We start from the raw sequence: 18,692 nt of genomic DNA on the forward strand, positions 1-18,692 counted from the left end.
CAAAACGGGACATATGGACAATCTTCACCTTCCTCAAGCCACGTCGCCTTTGGCCACGTGGCTTTATTATCTTGAGCACCTGCATACTCAGGCCATCGAACTGGGTCTGGACCGTATTCGTCAGGTAGCACTTCGTCTCGACCTGCTGAAACCCGCTCCGTTTGTCTTTACCGTGGCCGGTACCAATGGCAAAGGCACCACCTGTCGCACCCTGGAAACGCTGCTGATCGCTGTGGGCTACCGCGTTGGCGTCTATAGCTCGCCGCATCTGGTGCGTTATACCGAACGCGTCAGGGTTCAGGGCGAGGAGCTGAGTGAAGCGCAGCACTGCGCCAGCTTTGCGGAGATTGAAGCCGGACGGGCTGATATTTCGCTGACCTACTTCGAATTTGGTACGCTCTCCGCGCTGAATCTGTTCCGCCAGGCGCAACTGGATGTGGTGATCCTCGAAGTCGGCCTCGGTGGACGACTGGATGCCACCAACATCGTGGATGCCGATGTCGCCGTAGTCACCAGCATCGCGCTGGATCACACCGACTGGCTGGGCCCGGATCGCGAAAGCATCGGGCGCGAGAAAGCGGGTGTGTTCCGGGCAGGGAAACCGGCAGTCGTCGGTGAACCCGATATGCCACACAGCATCGCTGTGGTCGCACAGGAAAAAGGCGCTCAGCTGTTACAGCGCAACCGCGACTGGTCCTGGCATGCGCAGGCCGAAAGCTGGTCGCTGCGTGATGCGCAGGGCGAGCTGAACGATCTGCCGCTGCCTCAGGTGCCACTGCCAAACGCGGCGACCGCGCTGGTGGCGCTGCGGGTCTCAGGGCTCAAGGTCAGTGAGACGCAGATTCGCGCCAGCCTGCCGCTGGCGATGCTGCCAGGGCGGTTTCAGACGATAAGTGAATCACCGCGCGTGATTCTGGATGTCGCTCATAACCCGCACGCGGCAGGCTATCTGGCGTCGCGTCTGGCGGCGCTGCCGAAACGCGGCAAAGTACATGCCGTCGTGGGCATGCTGCATGATAAAGATATCGCCGGAACGCTCGCGGCATTGGCTCCAATGGTTGATGCCTGGTATTGTGCACCGCTTGACGGTCCGCGCGGTGCCAGTGCAGAGCAGTTGCTGGATGCGCTGCCGCAGGGCGAGGCCTTTGGTTCGGTTGAACTCGCCTGGCAGCAGGCGCGCGAGCGGGCTGCGCCGCAGGACACTGTGCTGGTCTGTGGTTCATTCCACACGGTGGCACAGGTCATGGAATCGATTGAAACGGAGAAAGGACGTGGCAAGTAAGTTTCAGAACCGTTTAGTCGGCACCGTTATTCTGGTCGCCGTTGGCGTGATTGTGCTGCCAGGGCTGCTGGATGGTCAGAAAAAGCATTACAAAGAGGAGTTCGCCGCCATTCCGCTGGTGCCGAAACCTGACGATCAGCAGGACAGCGAAATGGTGCCGCCGGTAACCCAGTCGCTGCCCGCTCAGCCGCCGGAAGGCGCAGGCAGTGCCGTCAATAGCAGCAATGGCAATGGTAAAACCAACGCCACGGCGGAGCAGGGACGGACGCAGCCGGATGAAGAGAGCGATCCGGTCGTGGTCTCGCCGCCGCCGGTTCATCAGTCTGTGCCTGTGCAGACGGTGACGAAGCCGAAAGTGGCAGAGCAGCAGAAACCTAAAGTCACCGAGCAGCCTAAGCAGAAGCCGGTTGAACAGCAGAAGCCAAAAGTCGTGGAGCAGCCTAAACCGAAGCCGGTTGAGCAACCTAAAGCGGTTGAGCAGCCGAAGCAGGAAGAAGCGCCAAAAGCGGCAGAGACCACGGCTCCGGCGGGGCAGGCTTATGTGGTGCAGTTAGGTGCGCTGAAGAACGCCAGCAAGGTAAATGAGATTGTCGCGCAGTTGCGGCTGTCGGGCTATCGCGCCTTTACCGTGCCGTCAACGCCGGTTCAGGGTCAGATTACCCGTATCTACGTTGGCCCTGATGCCTCGAAAGCTAAAATGCAGAGTGCAGTGGGTGAACTGAAAAACATCTCAGGACTGGGCGGTGTCGTTAAGCCGTACAGCGCCCGCTAGCGCGGTGATTGGCGCTGCCGATAGCAGTAACAGGCAGCGTCTTTTGCCGGGCAGGCACTACGCTTAACGCGCACTGCCGCATAAAATAGTGACGATTTTCAACGGCCTGTCCGGCTGAGAATCACAAGGGCGATTGCGGTTTTTTTCATCGCCTTTTTTATGGATGCAGAAAAAGAAAACCGCTACGCAAACGTTTTCTTTTTCTGTTAGAATGCGCCCCGAACTGGATGCAGGGGTGCAATTGCACTGGCGCTGGAAGAGTTCATGATCTGGATTGATTACGTCATTATTGCGGTAGTTGGTTTTTCGGCTCTGGTCAGCCTGGTTCGTGGGTTTGTCCGGGAAGCCTTATCTCTCGTTACCTGGGGATGCGCGTTTTTTGTCGCCAGTCATTACTACGCCTACCTTGCAGTCTGGTTTACAGGTTTTGACGACGAACTGGTTCGTAACGGTATTGCCATCGGTGTGCTGTTTGTGGCGACCCTGATTGTGGGCGCCATTGTGAACTACGTTATCGGCACGCTGGTGGAAAAAACCGGCCTGTCGGGAACCGACCGGGTGTTGGGCGTCTGTTTCGGGGCGTTGCGTGGTGTGCTGATCGTAGCCGCTTTGCTGTTCTTCCTTGATACATTCACTGGCTTTTCCAAAAGTCCGGACTGGCAACAGTCTCAACTCATTCCCGAGTTCAGTTATATCATCAGGTGGTTCTTTGATTACCTGAAAAGCACGTCGAGTTTTTTACCCCGGTGATGTGACCGGGTGTGCGGCTAAATGAGGAAATGACAACATGTGCGGTATTGTCGGTATCACCGGTTTCATGCCGGTCAACCAGTCGATCTATGACGCGTTAACGGTGCTCCAGCACCGCGGGCAGGATGCCGCAGGCATTTGTACTATCGATGCGCTGAAATGTTTTCGCCTGCGAAAGGCAAACGGCCTGGTCAGCGACGTTTTCGAAGCACGCCACATGCAGCGACTGCAGGGCAATATGGGGATCGGTCACGCGCGTTATCCCACCGCGGGCAGCTCCAGTGCCTCTGAAGCGCAGCCATTCTATGTAAACTCCCCGTATGGCATCACCCTGGCGCACAACGGTAACCTGACCAACGCCCATGTGCTGCGTAAGCACCTGTTTGAAAAGGGTCGCCGTCACGTTAATACCACTTCAGATTCTGAAATCCTGCTGAATATCTTTGCGCAGGAGTTAGATCGTTTTCAAAACGATCCGCTGGAAGCTGACAACATTTTTGCTGCGGTGGCTGCGGTACATCAGCAGGTTCGCGGTGCCTACGCCGTCGTAGCGATGATTATCGGCCACGGCATGGTGGCCTTCCGCGACCCTAACGGCATCCGTCCGCTGGTGCTGGGCAAGCGCGTTATCGCTGATGGCCGCACCGAATATATGGTCGCCTCCGAGAGTGTTGCGCTGGATACGCTGGGCTTTGAATTCATCCGTGACGTTGCACCGGGTGAAGCGGTTTATGTCACTGAAGCGGGCCAGCTTTCGACCCGCCAGTGTGCTGAAAACCCGAAAAGCAATCCGTGCCTGTTCGAGTATGTCTACTTTGCGCGTCCGGACTCCTTCCTGGACAAAATCTCCGTCTACAGCGCCCGCGTCCGCATGGGCACCAAGCTGGGCGAGAAAATTGCCCGCGAGTGGGAAGATCTCGACATTGATGTCGTGATTCCAATTCCGGAAACCTCAACCGATATCGCGCTGGAAATCGCCCGTATTCTCGACAAGCCTTATCGTCAGGGCTTCGTGAAAAACCGCTACGTTGGCCGTACCTTTATCATGCCGGGACAGCAGTTACGTCGCAGCGCAGTACGCCGCAAGCTCAACGCGAACCGCGCTGAATTCCGAGATAAAAACGTGCTGCTGGTGGATGACTCTATCGTGCGCGGTACGACTTCAGAGCAGATTATTGAGATGGCGCGTGAAGCGGGTGCAAAACGCGTTTACCTGGCCTCAGCGGCACCGGAAATTCGTTTCCCGAACGTCTACGGCATCGATATGCCGAGCGCCACGGAACTGATTGCGCACGGCCGCGAAGTGGAAGAGATTCGCCAGCTGATTAAAGCCGATGCACTGATTTTCCAGGATCTCGACGATCTGATCGAAGCGGTGCGTGAAGAGAACCCGGACATTGCACAATTTGAGTGCTCGGTGTTCAACGGCATTTACGTGACGAAGGATGTCGACCAGCAGTATCTGGAGTATCTGGAGTCGCTGCGTAATGATGATGCCAAAGCGCTTCAGCGCCAGAACGAAGTCGAAAACCTTGAGCTGCACAACGAAGGCTGATACCCATCCATAGTCGGGCAGCATAAAACAGGGCGGGAGCAATCCCGCCCTGTTTGTTTTCAGAAACCCGCTGGCCGCGTATGATGGCGCATTGGCTGACATAAGGTTGGAATATGAAACGACTCATCATTGGCATCTCTGGCGCAAGCGGGGTGATCTATGGCGTGCGCATGCTGCAGGTGTTGCAGCAGGTGGAAGAGGTAGAAACGCATCTGGTCATGAGCCAGGCGGCACGTCAGACACTGGGGCTGGAGAGCGACTATTCGCTGCGTGACGTGCAGGCGCTGGCCAATGTGGTGCATGACGTGCGCGATATTGCAGCAAATATCTCGTCGGGATCGTTCAAAACGCTGGGCATGGCGATTTTACCCTGCTCGATGAAAACGCTTTCAGGGATTGTGCACAGCTACAGTGACTCATTGCTGACCCGTGCGGCTGATGTGGTATTAAAAGAGCAGCGTAAGCTGGTATTGTGCGTACGTGAAACCCCACTGCACGTCGGCCACCTGCGGATGATGACCACCGCGGCTGAACTGGGTGCCATTATCATGCCGCCCGTGCCAGCGTTTTATCATCGGCCTGAAACCATCGATCAGCTCATCGACCAGACCGTGAATCGGGTAATCGATCAGTTCGATATCGAATTACCGGAAGATCTCTTTATGCGCTGGCAGGGTGCATAAAGTTCCGCTGGCGCACTTATTTAGTGCATAAGCGCGCCTCGGATCACTCTTCGTGCATTTGACGCACCAAAAGTTAACAACGTCGCTTTTTCTCTTTTACTTCACTGCTATATTCCCCTCACAAACACAGCGTTTTCGCCTGTCTGTCATCACGTTAACGGCGTGGATAACTTGCAGAACTGGCATGAAACATGCAAATTACTTTGCGCAAACACATCACGAACCACATAACAAAAAGCACTTCACTTGAGGGTAATCTATGAAAAAGCGTGTTCTGGCTCTTTCCCTGATGCTGGGCTTAACCAGTGCTGCCAGCGTCTTCGCGGCAGTTCCGGGTTCAATCCGTATCGGCACAGATCCAACTTACCCACCGTTTGAGTCGAAAGACGCGCAAGGCAAGTTAGTGGGCTTCGATATCGACCTCGCTAACGAAATCTGTAAACGCATTCATACCCAATGTACCTACGTTGAAAGCGACTTTGATGCGCTGATCCCTTCCCTGAAAGCGAAGAAAATTGATGCCATCATCTCCTCACTTTCCATCACAGCAAAACGTCAGGAAGAGATCGCCTTCTCGGAAAAACTTTACGCCGCTAACGCACGTTTAGTCGCACCGAAGGGATCGAAAATTCAGCCGACTATTGAGTCACTGAAAGGCAAAAATATCGGCCTGCTGCAGGGCACCACGCAGGAAACCTATGCCAATCAGAACTGGCGGCCAAAAGGGGTTAACGTCACCCCTTATGCTAACCAGGATCTGGTGTATCAGGATCTGAATGCCGGTCGTATTGATGCAGCCTTCCAGGATGAAGTGCAGGCCAGCGAAGGTTTCCTGAAGCAGCCGGTGGGTAAAAACTACGCCTTCGCCGGTCCTTCGGTGAAGGATGACAAGATCTTTGGCGTTGGAACCGGGATGGGACTGCGTAAAGATGACAGCGAACTGAAAGCCGCCATCGACAAAGCCTTTGCTGACATGCGTAAAGATGGCACCTACGACAAGATTGCGAAGAAATACTTCGATTTCAATGTGTACGGCGACTAACCATCCTGTCGCTTTACCCTCTGTGTCCGTTTTGCCGGGACTGAGCCGGTTCTGCCTGGTGCAGAAACCGGAGCCGACCCGCTAATGGCGGATGGCATCTGCAACGGAGAGGTAAAGCTAAACTGCCCGTCAATCACTGGCGGGCAGCGTTTCGTTTTCACCCCACGACAGGACCCTCTCAATGCTGTATGGCTATTCTGATGTAATTCTTCGGGGCACGCTGGTGACGCTGGAGCTGGCGCTCACTTCCGTCGTGCTGGCAGTGCTGCTGGGCCTGATTGGCGCAGGCGCGAAACTGTCGCGCAGCCGGCCACTGGCGATGATTTTTGAAGGCTACACCACGCTGATTCGTGGCGTGCCAGACCTCGTACTGATGCTGCTGATTTTCTACGGTCTGCAGATTGTCCTCAACCAGGTTACCGACGCACTGGGCATGGCGCAGTTTGATATCGACCCGATGGTCGCCGGTATCATCACGCTCGGCTTTATTTATGGTGCCTATTTCACCGAAACATTCCGCGGTGCCTTTATGGCGGTGCCGAAAGGGCAGATTGAAGCGGCCACTGCGTTTGGCTTTACCGGCGCGCAGGTGTTCCGCCGCATTCTGTTTCCGGCCATGATGCGCTACGCGCTGCCGGGCATCGGAAATAACTGGCAGGTAATCCTGAAAGCCACCGCGCTGGTTTCGCTGCTGGGACTGGAAGATGTGGTGAAGGCGACGCAGCTGGCGGGGAAAAGTACCTGGCAGCCGTTCTACTTCGCCATTGTCGCCGGTGTGATCTATCTGGTGTTCACCACGCTGTCGAACGGCGTGCTGTGGTGGCTGAACCGTCGCTATACGGTCGGTGTGAAGAGGGCGAGTTATGATTGAGATTATTCAGGAATACTGGAAATCGCTGCTCTGGACGGACGGTTATCGTTTTACCGGTGTGGCGATCACCCTGTGGCTGTTAATTCTCTCAGTCACTATTGGCGGCTGTCTGGCCATTCTGCTGGCGATAGCCCGGGTTTCGCCAAACCGGTTTATCAGCTTTCCGGTCTGGCTCTTTACCTACGTATTTCGCGGCACGCCGCTCTATGTACAGCTGCTGGTCTTCTACTCCGGCATGTACACGCTGGAAATTGTTAAAGGCACGGAACTGCTGAACGCTTTTTTCCGCAGCGGCCTGAACTGTACGCTGCTCGCCTTTACCCTGAATACCTGCGCTTACACCACGGAAATCTTTGCGGGTGCGATTCGCTCGGTACCCCACGGTGAGATTGAGGCAGCGCGGGCTTACGGCTTCTCCACCTTCAAACTCTATCGCTGCATTATCCTGCCTTCCGCGCTGCGTACGGCTCTGCCCGTCTACAGCAACGAGGTAATTCTGATGCTGCACTCCACGGCATTAGCCTTCACCGCCACGGTGCCGGATCTGCTGAAAGTCGCACGAGATATTAACTCAGCAACTTATCAGCCGTTTACCGCCTTTGGTCTGGCGGCAGTGTTGTACCTGATTATCTCTTACGTGTTGATCAGCCTGTTCCGCCTGGCGGAACGTCGCTGGCTGGCCCACGTGAAACCCTCTTCATCGCATTGAGTAGAACTATGGCTGACAATAAATTAAGCGTCACCGAATTGCATAAGCGTTACGGTGAACATGAAGTGCTGAAAGGGGTCTCGTTAACTGCGAAAGCGGGCGATGTGATCAGTATCATTGGATCGTCCGGTTCAGGGAAAAGTACCTTTTTACGCTGCATCAACTTCCTCGAAAAACCGAGTGAAGGCACCATCGTGGTCAATAACCAACACATCACGCTGGTCCGTGACAAAGATGGTCAGCTGAAAGTCGCTGACAAAGAACAGTTGCGCGCATTGCGCACCAGTCTGACCATGGTGTTCCAGCATTTCAATCTCTGGAGCCACATGACGGTGCTGGAAAACGTCATGGAAGCGCCGATTCAGGTGCTGGGGCTGAGCAAAGCGGAGGCGCGTGAGCGGGCCATCCGCTACCTCGATAAAGTGGGCATCGATGCGCGGGCGCAGGCCAAGTATCCGGTGCACCTCTCCGGGGGGCAGCAGCAGCGTGTGTCGATTGCGCGTGCACTGGCGATGGAGCCGGAGGTGTTGCTGTTTGATGAGCCGACCTCGGCGCTGGATCCGGAACTGGTCGGTGAAGTGCTGCGCATCATGCAAAAGCTGGCGGAAGAGGGCAAAACCATGGTGGTGGTGACCCACGAGATGGAGTTTGCCCGTCACGTCTCAAATCACGTGATTTTCCTGCATCAGGGTAAAATCGAAGAGCAGGGGCCACCTTCGGAGGTATTCGGCAGCCCGAAAAGCCCGCGTTTACAGCAGTTCCTCAAGGGGTCGCTGAAGTAATCCAGCGCCCGCGTCTGACAGGCGCGGGCGTCAGGTTAATGCTTCACCACATCCTGCAACGCCTGCTGCAGATCGTACCAGCGGAAGCTAAAACCCGAGGCTTCCAGCCGCTTTGGCAGCACATGCTGTCCTCCCAGCACCAGCACCGACGATTCGCCCATCATCAGTTTAATGGCGCTGGCTGGCGTGCGCATAAAGGCAGGGCGGTGCATAACCTGGCCCAGCGTGGCGGCAAACTGCTCATTGCGCACGGCGTAAGGCGCGACCATATTAAACGGACCACGCAGATCATCATGATCCAGCAGCCAGATAATGGCGTTAAGCATGTCATCAAGGTGGATCCACGGCATATATTGCTTGCCACTGCCGATAGGCCCGCCGATGCCGAGCTTAAAGGGCAACTTCATTTTGCTGAGTGCGCCACCTTCGGGGGCCAGCACCACGCCGGTCCGCATCAGGCAGACGCGGGTGCGCTCACTTTCTGCTGCAAGCGCCAGCTGCTCCCAGCGGGCGCAGAGCTGATGCGTAAACTCATCCTGCCCCTGATCCTCTTCAGTCAGCACCAGATCGCCGGTATTGCCATAAAAGCCGGTTGCCGAACCAGAGATCAATACTGAGGGCGGCGTAGCGCTGGCGTTGATCAGTGAGGCGATCTGCTCAGTGATCTGCCAGCGGCTTTCGCACAGCTGCTGTTTATGCGGCTCCGTCCAGCGCTTGTCGGCGATGGGTTCTCCCGCCAGATTAATCACCGCATCGATGTTATCCAGATTCGACTGTTGCGCCAGGCCTGACCAGAGTGCGACGTTCTCGCCCAGTTTTTCACGCGCGCTGACCACGTCACGTGTCACCACGCTGATCTGATGCCCCAGCTGCTGCAGGCGCGGGATCAGGTGACGGCCAATCAGTCCCGTGCCACCGGTAATTAGAATGTGCATGTTGCGGCTCCCTTGATGTTTTTGTTATTTGCACCTTTCAGCATAGAAGAGTCGAGCCATTCCAGAGTGAGTCGCGTCGCGCTTTCTGGTTCCGGTGGCAGAGATCGGAGCAGCTCAGCGTTGCCTTCGCAAAAAAAAATCGGTAAACATGATGCAACCCTGACAGCCAATTGAGGTAACCGATGAATTATCCGTCCATCACCCTGTGGTCAGATTCATCATTTTTCAGTCCTTACGCTATGTCTGCCTATGTTGCTCTTACCGAAAAAGGGATCCCTTTCCAGCTGAAACGTGTCGATCTGTCACAGAATCAGCAATACGCCGCAGCATACCGCGAGCTGTCGCTGACCTGCCGCGTGCCGACTCTTCAGATTGATGACTTCCTGTTAAGCGAATCCTCGGCGATTACCGAATATCTCGAAGAGCGTTTTCCGGCACCCGAATTTGAGCGCCTCTATCCACGCGACCGGGAAAAGCGCGCCCGTGCTCGTGAGATTCAGGCCTGGCTGCGCAGTGACTTCCTGTGGATCCGTCAGGAGCGTCCGACAGAAGTGCTGTTCGCCGGTGAACGTTTTGCGCCACTGACTGCGTCAGCGCAGCAGGCGGTGGATAAACTGGTTACCGCTGTCGATCGTCTGCTGCCTGAGGGGCAACAGAACCTGTTTGGTGAGTGGTCCATTGCGGATACCGATCTGGCTGTAATGCTTAACCGGCTGGTATTACATGGCGATCCTTTGCCCGTCCGTCTGCGGCATTATGCTGAGTTTCAGTGGCAGCGAGCCTCGGTACAACTGTGGTTAGCAGAAAGTGGTAAAAATCGGTAACAGCCAGGGCTTGCTCAGGCTGTCGGAAGTGATTACCTTACGCCACATAAAAATAACAGGTGGCAAACTGCGTACACAACTGTACGCCAAACAGGAAAGGGTTACTGATGGTGGATCAAACTGCGGGTGACGGCATCGAGTGGGTCGATATCGTAAACGAAGAGAATGAAGTCGTTGCTCAGGCGACACGTGCGCAGATGCGTGCTCAGTGCCTGCGTCACCGCGCTACCTATATTGTGGTTCATGACGGTATGGGTAAGATTCTGGTACAGCGTCGCACCGAGATAAAAGATTTTATGCCGGGCAAACTGGACGCAACCGCGGGCGGCGTGGTGCAGAGCGGTGAAGATATGCTGGAATCTGCGCGACGTGAAGCAGAAGAGGAGTTAGGGATTGCCGCGGTGCCGTTTGCTGAACATGGCAAATTCTACTTCGAAGACCAACACTGTCGTGTCTGGGGCGGTCTGTTCAGTTGTGTATCACACGGGCCATTCGCCATGCAGGAATCGGAAGTCGATGAGATTATCTGGATGACGCCTGATGAGATTACCGCACGTTGTGATGAGTTCACCGACGATTCGCTGAAAGCACTCTCCCTGTGGATGAGCCGCAACGGCGATAACCGGGCCTGAAAACAGGCATTTTAATTCAGGTTATTCATCCGCATCAGACATAGCCGCTTTGTTACCGGCGAAAAAAAGGCATGCTCTGGGGCATGCCTTTTTCGTTATGACCCGCCGCTTAGCCTTCAGCCTGCTGGGACTGAATCGCCGTCAGGGCGATGGTATAAACGATGTCATCCACCAGCGCACCGCGCGACAGGTCATTGACCGGCTTACGCATACCCTGCAGCATCGGTCCGATGGAGATCAGATCGGCTGAACGCTGTACCGCTTTGTAGGTGGTGTTACCGGTGTTGAGATCCGGGAAGATAAACACAGTAGCGCGACCGGCAACCTGAGAATTCGGCGCTTTGGATTTCGCCACATCCTCCATGATCGCGGCGTCATACTGCAGCGGACCATCGATTACCAGATCAGGCCGTTTCTCCTGCGCAATACGCGTTGCTTCACGCACTTTCTCAACGTCGCTGCCCGCACCTGACGTGCCGGTAGAGTAGGAGATCATCGCAACACGCGGATCGATACCAAAGGCGCTGGCTGAATCGGCAGACTGGATAGCGATCTCCGCCAGCTGCTCCGCAGTCGGATCCGGGTTAATCGCGCAGTCGCCGTAAACCAGCACCTGCTCCGGCAGCAGCATAAAGAACACCGAGGAAACCAGTGAGCTGTTAGGCGCGGTTTTGATCAGCTGCAGCGGCGGACGAATGGTGTTGGCCGTGGTGTGAACTGCACCTGACACCAGGCCATCCACTTCGCCGCTCTCCAGCATCATGGTGCCGAGTACCACGTTATCTTCCAGCTGCTCCTGAGCAACCACCTCGGTCATGCCTTTGCTCTTACGCAACTCAACCAGACGCGGCACGTAGTTTTCACGGACCTGTTCCGGGTCAACAATCTCAACGCCTTTGCCCAGTTCAACACCCTGAGCCGCAGCGACACGCTGAATCTCCTCCGGGTTGCCTAACAGTACGCAGGTAGCGATACCGCGCTCGGCACAGATAGCGGCCGCTTTAACCGTACGCGGCTCATCGCCCTCTGGCAGTACCACGCGTTTGCCCGCTTTACGCGCCAGCTCGGTAAGCTGATAGCGGAAAGCAGGTGGTGACAGGCGACGGCTGCGCTCAGATGTGGCGGTCAGTGACTCAATCCACTCTGCATTAATGTAGCTGGCGACATATTCCTGCACCTTTTCGATGCGCTGCGTGTCATCAGCAGGCACTTCAAGATTAAAGCTCTGCAGGCTCAGTGAGGTCTGCCAGGTATTGGTTTTCACCATAAACACCGGCAGGCCGGTCTGGAAGGCGCGGTCGCAGAGACGGGCAATGCGATCGTCAATCTCGTAGTTACCGGTCAGCAGGATTGCGCCAATCTCAATGCCGTTCATCGCAGCCAGACAGGCGGCGACCAGCACATCCGGACGGTCAGCCGAAGTCACCAGCAGTGAGCCAGGACGGAAATGCTCCAGCATGTGCGGAATACTGCGGGCGCAGAAGGTAACGGATTTAACCCGACGGGTCTGAATCTCGCCTTCGTTAATGATGCGTGCATCCAGGTGACGGCACATATCGATAGCGCGGGTGGCAATCAGATCAAAGCTCCACGGCACGCAGCCCAGCACCGGCAGCGGGCTGTCTGAGAACAGCTGCTTAGGATCGATATTGGCGATGCTGGCTTTTGAGGAATCATCAAAGATTTCTGACAGGTCAGGGCGGGTACGTCCCTGATCGTCAACCGGCGCGTTGAGTTTGTTGATGATCACGCCAGTGATGTTTTTGTTCTTCTGACCGCCGAAGCTGCTTTGCGTCAGTTCAATGCGCTCTTTCAGCTGTGCCGGAGAGTCATTGCCCAGCGCCATCACGAAGACGATTTCCGCGTTCAGGGTTTTAGCGATTTCATAGTTCAGCGCGTTGGCGAACTGATGCTTACGGGTCGGCACCAGACCTTCAACCAGCACCACTTCCGCATCCTGAGTGTTGGCGTGGTATCGGGAGATGATCTCTTCCATCAGTACATCCTGCTGGTTGGAACCCAGCAGTGACTCAACGCGCGACATCTGCAGCGGTTCAGCGGCAGGAATCGATGAGTTCTTACGGATGATGGTGGTGGTTTGATCCGGAGTGTCGCCGCCAGCACGTGGCTGAGCAATCGGCTTAAAGACGCTAAGGCGAACACCTTTGCGCTCCATGGCGCGGATAACGCCAAGGCTGACGCTGGTCAGGCCGACGCTGGTGCCGGTCGGAATGAGCATAATTGTACGTGACACGTTTGAACCTCTCAGTAATGGCAGGGTGTCAGAAACAACTCCGTCAGCCTGAGCTGACGGAGAGAAGTGTTTTACGCAGTCAGACGCGCGGCGTCCTGGGCGATGACCAGCTCTTCGTTGGTCGGAATCACCAGCGCCGGGCGGGTGCCTTCTTTATTGATGTAGCCTGATTTGCCGAAACGGGCCGCCAGGTTGCGCTCATGGTCGACGTCGAAGCCCAGCAGTGCCAGTTTTTTCAGTGAAAGTTCACGGACCATCGCGGCGTTTTCACCGATGCCGCCAGTGAACACGACGGCGTCAAGACGGCCATCCATCAGCGCGGTGTAGCTGCCGATATATTTCGCCAGGCGATGACAGAAGACATCCATTGCGCGCTTCGCATCTTCTTTGGTGGTGTAGTTGTCTTCTACGTAGCGGCAGTCGCTGGTGACTTCGGTCAGCCCTAACAGGCCAGACTCTTTGGTCAGCAGTTTATTGATGGCGTCAACGCTCATACCCAGCGTATCGTGCAGGAAGAAGATGATGGCCGGATCGATGTCGCCACTGCGGGTTCCCATCACCAGACCTTCCAGCGGAGTCAGGCCCATAGAGGTGTCTACGCACTCGCCGTTACGAATAGCAGAAACTGAACCACCATTACCGAGGTGACAGGTGATAATGTTAAGTGACTCAAGCGGCTTGTTAAGCATTTTAGCGGCTTCGTGAGTCACATAGAAATGGCTGGTGCCATGCGCGCCATAGCGACGAACGCCATGCTCTTTATATAATTTGTACGGCAGCGCATAAAGGTAAGACTCTTCCGGCATTGTCTGATGGAAAGCCGTGTCGAATACCGCGACATTCTTATCTGACAGGTGCGGGAAGTTTTTCATCGCTTCATCAATACCGATCAGATGAGCCGGGTTGTGCAGCGGTGCAAAAGAAGAGGCGTCCTTGATGCCCTGTACCACGTCTTCAGTAATGATGACTGACTGAGTCAGCTTCTCGCCGCCATGAACGATACGATGGCCGATTGCAGCAATTTGTGCCGAAAGCTCAGGTTTTTGTGCCAGAATGGTCTTAACAATAAAGTTCAGCGCTTCGCTATGCGCTGCGCCAGCACCCAAAGGCGCTTCCTGTTTTTCGCCTTCCAGCTTCCATTTGATGCGGGCCTCAGGAAGGTGGAAACATTCCGCCAGGCCTGACAGGAACTCTTCACCGCTGGCAGGGTTGAGAATGGCAAACTTCAGGGAAGAGCTGCCACAGTTCAGAACCAGAACTAACTTACTCGACATGGAAGTACCTATTTTTTGAGAGTGGCTAAATAAAACGCAATCAGACTAACAGCGTAGCCCATGAAAGCTGGTAGATTAATGACAAACATCATGCGGTAGACAGAAATCTGCATTTCCGCAAAAAATTTCAGCAATCTTACGCGAAAATTTGAAGATTGCCTTGTCGAAACATGGCTCAGGCCTCTTCCCAACGGCGCATCCCGCGTGCGGAAAGGTGTTAAAACGGCGTCAGAATAGCTGGAGTCATCTTTAAAGACAAAAATAATTGAAGGATGTTACGTAAAGTTGTGTGGTTATAACTATTTTTTAATCTTTGCAGTATTAATTGAGGTGAGCCATGGCGAATGAATCTGGCAGTACCAGTTGGTTTCGGATGTTTCAGCGCGGCCAGCACTATATGAAGACCTGGCCTGCTGATAAGCGCCTGGCCCCGGTGTTCCCGGAAAACCGCGTTTCATCAGCAACGCGTTTCGCCATTCGCTTTATGCCACCGCTGGCGATTTTTACGCTGACCTGGCAGATCGCGATGGGCGGTCAGTTAGGTCCTGCCGTGGCGACGGCGCTGTTTGCCTGCAGCCTGCCGATGCAGGGACTATGGTGGCTGGGTAAGCGTTCAGTCACGCCGCTGCCGCCGACGCTGCTTAACTGGTTTCATGAAGTGCGTGCCCGGCTGGAAGAAGCGGGGCAGGCGATAGCGCCGGTTGAAGGCAAGCCGACCTATCAGGCGCTGGCCGATCTGCTCAAGCGGGCGTTTAAACAACTCGACCGCACTTTCCTGGACGATCTCTGACCCCTCCGGGGCTGGCGGTAAAATAATTACCGCTAACCTGCGGCCAAATCAAAGAAAGGCGATACGGCGATTTCCGTGTCGCTAACACTGTGCAATCATTTCTCCATTGTCGATTAACTGAGCGGTCTCTGACCGGGAGTGAATGATGGAAATGACCCATGCGCAGCGTCTGATTCTTACCAACCAGTACAAAATCATGGCCATGCTTGAGCCGGAAAATGCAGAACGTTTTCGCCGTTACCAGACCATTATCGAACGCGGTTATGCGCTGCAGATGCGCGAGCTGGATAAAGAGTTTGGCGAACTGAGTGAAGCGATCTGCCGGACTGTGATCGATATAATGGAAATGCATCATGCGCTCCACGTCTCCTGGTCGAACCTGAAGGATAAAGGTCAGCTGGAAGAGCGCCGTCTCGCCTTTCTGGGCTTTGATGCAGCAACGGAAGCACGCCTGCTGGGTTACGTCCGTTTTATGGTCAATACAGAAGGGCGTTATACCCACTTTGATTCCGGTACCCACGGTTTTAACGCGCAGACCCCGATGTGGGAAAAGTATCAACGCATGTTAGCTTTGTGGCAGACTTGTCCGCGCCAGTACCATTTAAGTGCAAACGAAATTGCGCAAGTGATTAATGCCTGATGAGGAGGAGCGCGTGACCTACAGAGGTTTTCTATTTGATTTAGACGGCACGCTGGTGGACTCACTGCCAGCGGTTGAACGAGCCTGGAGCCAGTGGGGTGCCCGTCATGGTATCGCCGCTGATGAGATCCTGGATTTCATCCATGGCAAACAGGCGATTACCTCTCTGCGTCATTTCATGGCAGGCCAGTCGGAAGAGGCTATTCAGGCGGAGTTTGTCGCGCTGGAGCAGGCTGAAGCGGCAGACACCGACGGTGTGCAGGCGCTGCCAGGCGCCCATGCGCTGCTGAACCGGCTGAACGAGCTGCAGATTCCCTGGGCGATAGTCACCTCTGGCTCGGTGCCGGTCGCTCATGCTCGTCACAAAGCCGCAGGATTACCGAAGCCCGCCGTCTTCATTACCGCTGAGCAGGTCGCTAAAGGCAAACCTGAGCCCGATCCTTATCTGCTTGGTGCAGAGAAGCTGGGATTAGTGGCGACGTCATGCGTGGTGGCAGAAGATGCACCCGCCGGTATTCTGTCCGGCCTGAACGCTGGCTGTGCGGTGATTGCCATCAACGCCCCGGCGGAAACGCCACGGCTGGATGAGGTAGCGCTTCGGCTCGACTCACTGGCGTCTCTGGTAGTCACTCGTGAGTCTGACGGCAGCTTTACCTTCAGCCAGCAGGCTTAAAGATCCGCCCGGCGGCCATGCCGTCGGGTTTACAGTGGCGTATCCTGCGAAATTTCATCCAGCGACAGGCTGAAGCTTGGAATAAACACCTCAACGAAGTAATCCATCTCTGGCGAACGCCGCTGTGCCAGGGTCTTTTCCAGCCGCGCTTTGGCCAGCAGGAATTCGTTATTGCCGGCAGACAGCTCCTCAAGACATTTTACATAGGCACAGAGCGCATCAGCCTGTTTCACCACGGCCTGCTCCTCTTCGCTATGCAGATGCTCGTCGATTAGCGGGCGATAGATCGCCTGAAACTCTTCAGGCAGCATCTCAATCAGTTTCTGCTGGGCAATCTTCTCGATTTTCTTATATTCGTGGGCAATCTGTGCGTTGTAGTACTTCACCGGGGTGGGTAAATCGCCGGTGAGCACCTCGCTGGCATCGTGATAAAGCGCCAGCATGGCAATGCGGTCGGCGTTAAGCGACCCACTGAATTTAAGATTTTTGATGACGGCCAGCGCGTGCGCCACCATGGCGACCTGCAGACTGTGTTCAGAAACATTCTCGGTACGCACATTGCGCATCAGTGGCCAGCGGTTGATCAGCTTAAGACGGGAGAGGTGAGCAAAGAAGTGGCTTTGTGTCATGAGCGTTCCTGTTAGCAGGCAGGGGAGAGACAGGCTCTCCCCAAATAGCATCAGTATACGCGGGCGTGATTACTGGCGATAGCCTTGCAGGAAGCGACCAAATTTATTAATCGCCATCTCCAGATCATCCACACGAGGCAGCGTAACAATGCGCAGGTGATCGGGCCATGGCCAGTTGAACGCACTACCCTGTACCAGCAGCACCTTCTCCTGAAGCAGAAAATCCAGCACCATTTTTTGATCGTCAAAAATATTGAATTTTTTGGCGTCAATTTTCGGGAACATGTAGAGCGCGCCCTGCGGCTTCACACAGCTGACGCCGGGAATATCGTTGATCAATTCCCAGGCACGCTGGCGCTGCTCATAAAGACGACCACCAGGCATGATAAATTCGCTGATGCTCTGGTAGCCGCCCAGCGCCGTCTGGATGGCATGCTGGGCCGGTACGTTGGCACACAGGCGCATAGACGCCAGCATCTCCAGCCCTTCAATGTAGCCTTTCGCATGTTTCTTTGGCCCGTTCAGTACCATCCAGCCCTGACGGAAACCGGCTACACGATAGGTTTTAGAAAGGCCATTGAAGGTCACGGTCAGCAGATCGGGGGCCAGGGCTGCGATGCAGTGGTGCTGTGCCTCGTCGTAAAGGATCTTATCGTAGATCTCATCGGCAAAAATAATCAGGTTATGCTGACGCGCAATCTCAACCACCTCTAATAGCAGCTCTTTGCTGTAGACCGCGCCGGTCGGGTTATTCGGGTTGATAATCACGATACCGCGGGTCCGCGGGGTGATCTTGCTGCGGATATCATCCAGGTCAGGGAACCAGCCTGCTGACTCATCACACAGATAGTGCACCGCTTTTCCGCTGGAGAGGGAAACCGCAGCCGTCCACAACGGATAGTCAGGCGCTGGCACCAGCATTTCGTCGCCGCTGTTCAGTAACGCCTGCATCGCCTGCACGATGAGCTCTGAAACGCCGTTGCCAATGTAGATATCTTCTACCGTGACATCACGCATGTCGCGCGCCTGATAGTGCTGCATGATCGCTTTTCGGGCGGAATAGAGACCCTTAGAGTCGCAATAGCCCTGAGCGCTGGGAAGATTACGAATCACATCGACCAGAATCTCATCCGGTGCTTCGAAACCAAACGGCGCCGGATTGCCGATGTTCAGCTTAAGAACTTTATTGCCTTCTTCTTCGAGACGCTTCGCCTCTTTCAGGACCGGGCCACGGATGTCATAGCAGACGTTATCGAGTTTTCCGGATTTATCTATTTGAAAAGTCATTGTTACCGCCTTAACGGGCAGAATCCTTTTTGGCTGCCACTGAAATCGAACCAGCACAATGTACTCTCCTGTCGGTCACAAATGAAGGGTGCCGCCCCGTTTTGGCGGGTTCAACAACTTTTTAGACGGTGAGTAGCGTAAAAAATATTTACTAAGGCGTGAGGTGGTTGATAAAACCAAAGATGATGCATATAGAAATATTTTAAACTATCTAAAGTGGGGCTGAGACAACATATGGCTTGGGTATTGTGAAATGAAATATGAACGTTATGGAAAGGACGCTTTTCTTTGCTCCTGAAATATACACT

The 18,692-nt window shown here is 54.9% G+C and carries 19 protein-coding genes; 14 read left to right on the top strand and 5 right to left on the bottom strand.

What is annotated here, in order from left to right; genetic code table 11:
• Nucleotides 1–13 precede the first annotated feature (13 nt).
• The 9 genes from folC to hisP all read left to right on the top strand — a co-directional run bounded on the left by folC (nucleotide 14) and on the right by hisP (nucleotide 8,446).
• Nucleotides 14–1,282, top strand: a complete 1,269-nt coding sequence (gene folC, locus EGO56_RS05895) for a bifunctional tetrahydrofolate synthase/dihydrofolate synthase (protein ID WP_135907979.1) — start codon at nucleotides 14–16, stop codon at nucleotides 1,280–1,282.
• Entirely contained in the window at nucleotides 1,272–2,054 is a 783-nt protein-coding gene (dedD, locus tag EGO56_RS05900) for a cell division protein DedD (protein WP_135907980.1), read from the top strand. Before folC ends, dedD begins: the two co-directional genes overlap by 11 nt.
• A 264-nt stretch (nucleotides 2,055–2,318) precedes the next feature.
• Entirely contained in the window at nucleotides 2,319–2,804 is a 486-nt protein-coding gene (cvpA, locus tag EGO56_RS05905) for a colicin V production protein (RefSeq protein WP_003854265.1), read from the top strand.
• Between the two features lie 37 nt (nucleotides 2,805–2,841).
• Nucleotides 2,842–4,359: an amidophosphoribosyltransferase gene (gene purF, locus EGO56_RS05910; RefSeq protein WP_013358590.1), complete on the top strand. Its 1,518-nt coding sequence runs from the start codon at nucleotides 2,842–2,844 to the stop codon at nucleotides 4,357–4,359.
• A 113-nt stretch (nucleotides 4,360–4,472) separates the two neighbouring features.
• A complete protein-coding gene (locus tag EGO56_RS05915; protein ID WP_135907982.1) occupies nucleotides 4,473–5,042 on the top strand; it encodes a UbiX family flavin prenyltransferase in 570 nt (189 codons plus the stop codon).
• A 259-nt stretch (nucleotides 5,043–5,301) separates the two neighbouring features.
• Nucleotides 5,302–6,084, top strand: coding sequence for a lysine/arginine/ornithine ABC transporter substrate-binding protein ArgT (gene argT / locus EGO56_RS05920; protein ID WP_095706851.1), 783 nt, complete (start codon nucleotides 5,302–5,304; stop codon nucleotides 6,082–6,084).
• Nucleotides 6,085–6,265: 181 nt separating this feature from the next.
• Nucleotides 6,266–6,955, top strand: a complete 690-nt coding sequence (locus tag EGO56_RS05925) for a histidine ABC transporter permease HisQ (protein WP_033733384.1) — start codon at nucleotides 6,266–6,268, stop codon at nucleotides 6,953–6,955.
• Entirely contained in the window at nucleotides 6,948–7,664 is a 717-nt protein-coding gene (locus EGO56_RS05930; RefSeq protein WP_013358586.1) for an ABC transporter permease, read from the top strand. The genes EGO56_RS05925 and EGO56_RS05930 overlap by 8 nt, the downstream gene beginning before the upstream one ends.
• An 8-nt stretch (nucleotides 7,665–7,672) precedes the next feature.
• Nucleotides 7,673–8,446 carry a histidine ABC transporter ATP-binding protein HisP gene (hisP, locus tag EGO56_RS05935; protein WP_013358585.1) on the top strand — a complete coding sequence of 258 codons (774 nt, stop codon included), beginning with the start codon at nucleotides 7,673–7,675 and terminating at the stop codon, nucleotides 8,444–8,446.
• Nucleotides 8,447–8,481: 35 nt separating this feature from the next.
• Here hisP and EGO56_RS05940 read toward each other — a convergent pair whose 3' ends face one another.
• Nucleotides 8,482–9,381: a TIGR01777 family oxidoreductase gene (locus tag EGO56_RS05940; RefSeq protein ID WP_135907984.1), complete on the bottom strand. Its 900-nt coding sequence runs from the start codon at nucleotides 9,379–9,381 to the stop codon at nucleotides 8,482–8,484.
• A gap of 182 nt (nucleotides 9,382–9,563) precedes the next feature.
• Here EGO56_RS05940 and yfcF point away from each other — a divergent pair, with 182 nt between their 5' ends.
• Together yfcF and yfcD are read left to right on the top strand one after the other, a co-directional pair.
• Nucleotides 9,564–10,205: a glutathione transferase gene (gene yfcF, locus EGO56_RS05945; protein WP_013358583.1), complete on the top strand. Its 642-nt coding sequence runs from the start codon at nucleotides 9,564–9,566 to the stop codon at nucleotides 10,203–10,205.
• A gap of 107 nt (nucleotides 10,206–10,312) precedes the next feature.
• Nucleotides 10,313–10,837: an NUDIX hydrolase YfcD gene (yfcD, locus tag EGO56_RS05950; protein ID WP_003854255.1), complete on the top strand. Its 525-nt coding sequence runs from the start codon at nucleotides 10,313–10,315 to the stop codon at nucleotides 10,835–10,837.
• Nucleotides 10,838–10,946: 109 nt separating this feature from the next.
• Here the strand turns inward: yfcD and pta are convergent, their stop codons facing one another.
• Both pta and ackA read right to left on the bottom strand, forming a co-directional pair.
• Nucleotides 10,947–13,076: a phosphate acetyltransferase gene (gene pta / locus EGO56_RS05955; protein WP_033733375.1), complete on the bottom strand. Its 2,130-nt coding sequence runs from the start codon at nucleotides 13,074–13,076 to the stop codon at nucleotides 10,947–10,949.
• An 86-nt stretch (nucleotides 13,077–13,162) separates the two neighbouring features.
• Nucleotides 13,163–14,365 carry an acetate kinase gene (gene ackA / locus EGO56_RS05960; protein WP_033733374.1) on the bottom strand — a complete coding sequence of 401 codons (1,203 nt, stop codon included), beginning with the start codon at nucleotides 14,363–14,365 and terminating at the stop codon, nucleotides 13,163–13,165.
• 337 nt (nucleotides 14,366–14,702) lie between these two features.
• Between ackA and yfbV the strand changes: the two genes are divergently transcribed.
• The 3 genes from yfbV (at nucleotide 14,703) to EGO56_RS05975 (ending at nucleotide 16,468) form a co-directional block, all read left to right on the top strand.
• Nucleotides 14,703–15,155 carry a terminus macrodomain insulation protein YfbV gene (gene yfbV, locus EGO56_RS05965; RefSeq protein ID WP_013358580.1) on the top strand — a complete coding sequence of 151 codons (453 nt, stop codon included), beginning with the start codon at nucleotides 14,703–14,705 and terminating at the stop codon, nucleotides 15,153–15,155.
• Nucleotides 15,156–15,300: 145 nt separating this feature from the next.
• Nucleotides 15,301–15,795 (top strand): YfbU family protein, encoded by a 495-nt coding sequence (locus tag EGO56_RS05970; protein WP_033783734.1) that lies wholly within the window; start codon nucleotides 15,301–15,303, stop codon nucleotides 15,793–15,795.
• A gap of 13 nt (nucleotides 15,796–15,808) precedes the next feature.
• Nucleotides 15,809–16,468, top strand: a complete 660-nt coding sequence (locus EGO56_RS05975; RefSeq protein ID WP_135907986.1) for a sugar phosphatase — start codon at nucleotides 15,809–15,811, stop codon at nucleotides 16,466–16,468.
• Nucleotides 16,469–16,497: 29 nt separating this feature from the next.
• Here EGO56_RS05975 and yfbR read toward each other — a convergent pair whose 3' ends face one another.
• Together yfbR and EGO56_RS05985 are read right to left on the bottom strand one after the other, a co-directional pair.
• Complete coding sequence (gene yfbR / locus EGO56_RS05980; protein ID WP_013358577.1) at nucleotides 16,498–17,097, bottom strand: 5'-deoxynucleotidase; 600 nt, start codon at nucleotides 17,095–17,097, stop codon at nucleotides 16,498–16,500.
• A 69-nt stretch (nucleotides 17,098–17,166) separates the two neighbouring features.
• A complete protein-coding gene (locus EGO56_RS05985; RefSeq protein ID WP_033733369.1) occupies nucleotides 17,167–18,384 on the bottom strand; it encodes a pyridoxal phosphate-dependent aminotransferase in 1,218 nt (405 codons plus the stop codon).
• Nucleotides 18,385–18,692 lie beyond the last annotated feature (308 nt).

Origin of the sequence: Pantoea vagans (assembly GCF_004792415.1) — a bacterium.
Classification (GTDB): Bacteria; Pseudomonadota; Gammaproteobacteria; order Enterobacterales; family Enterobacteriaceae; genus Pantoea; species Pantoea vagans.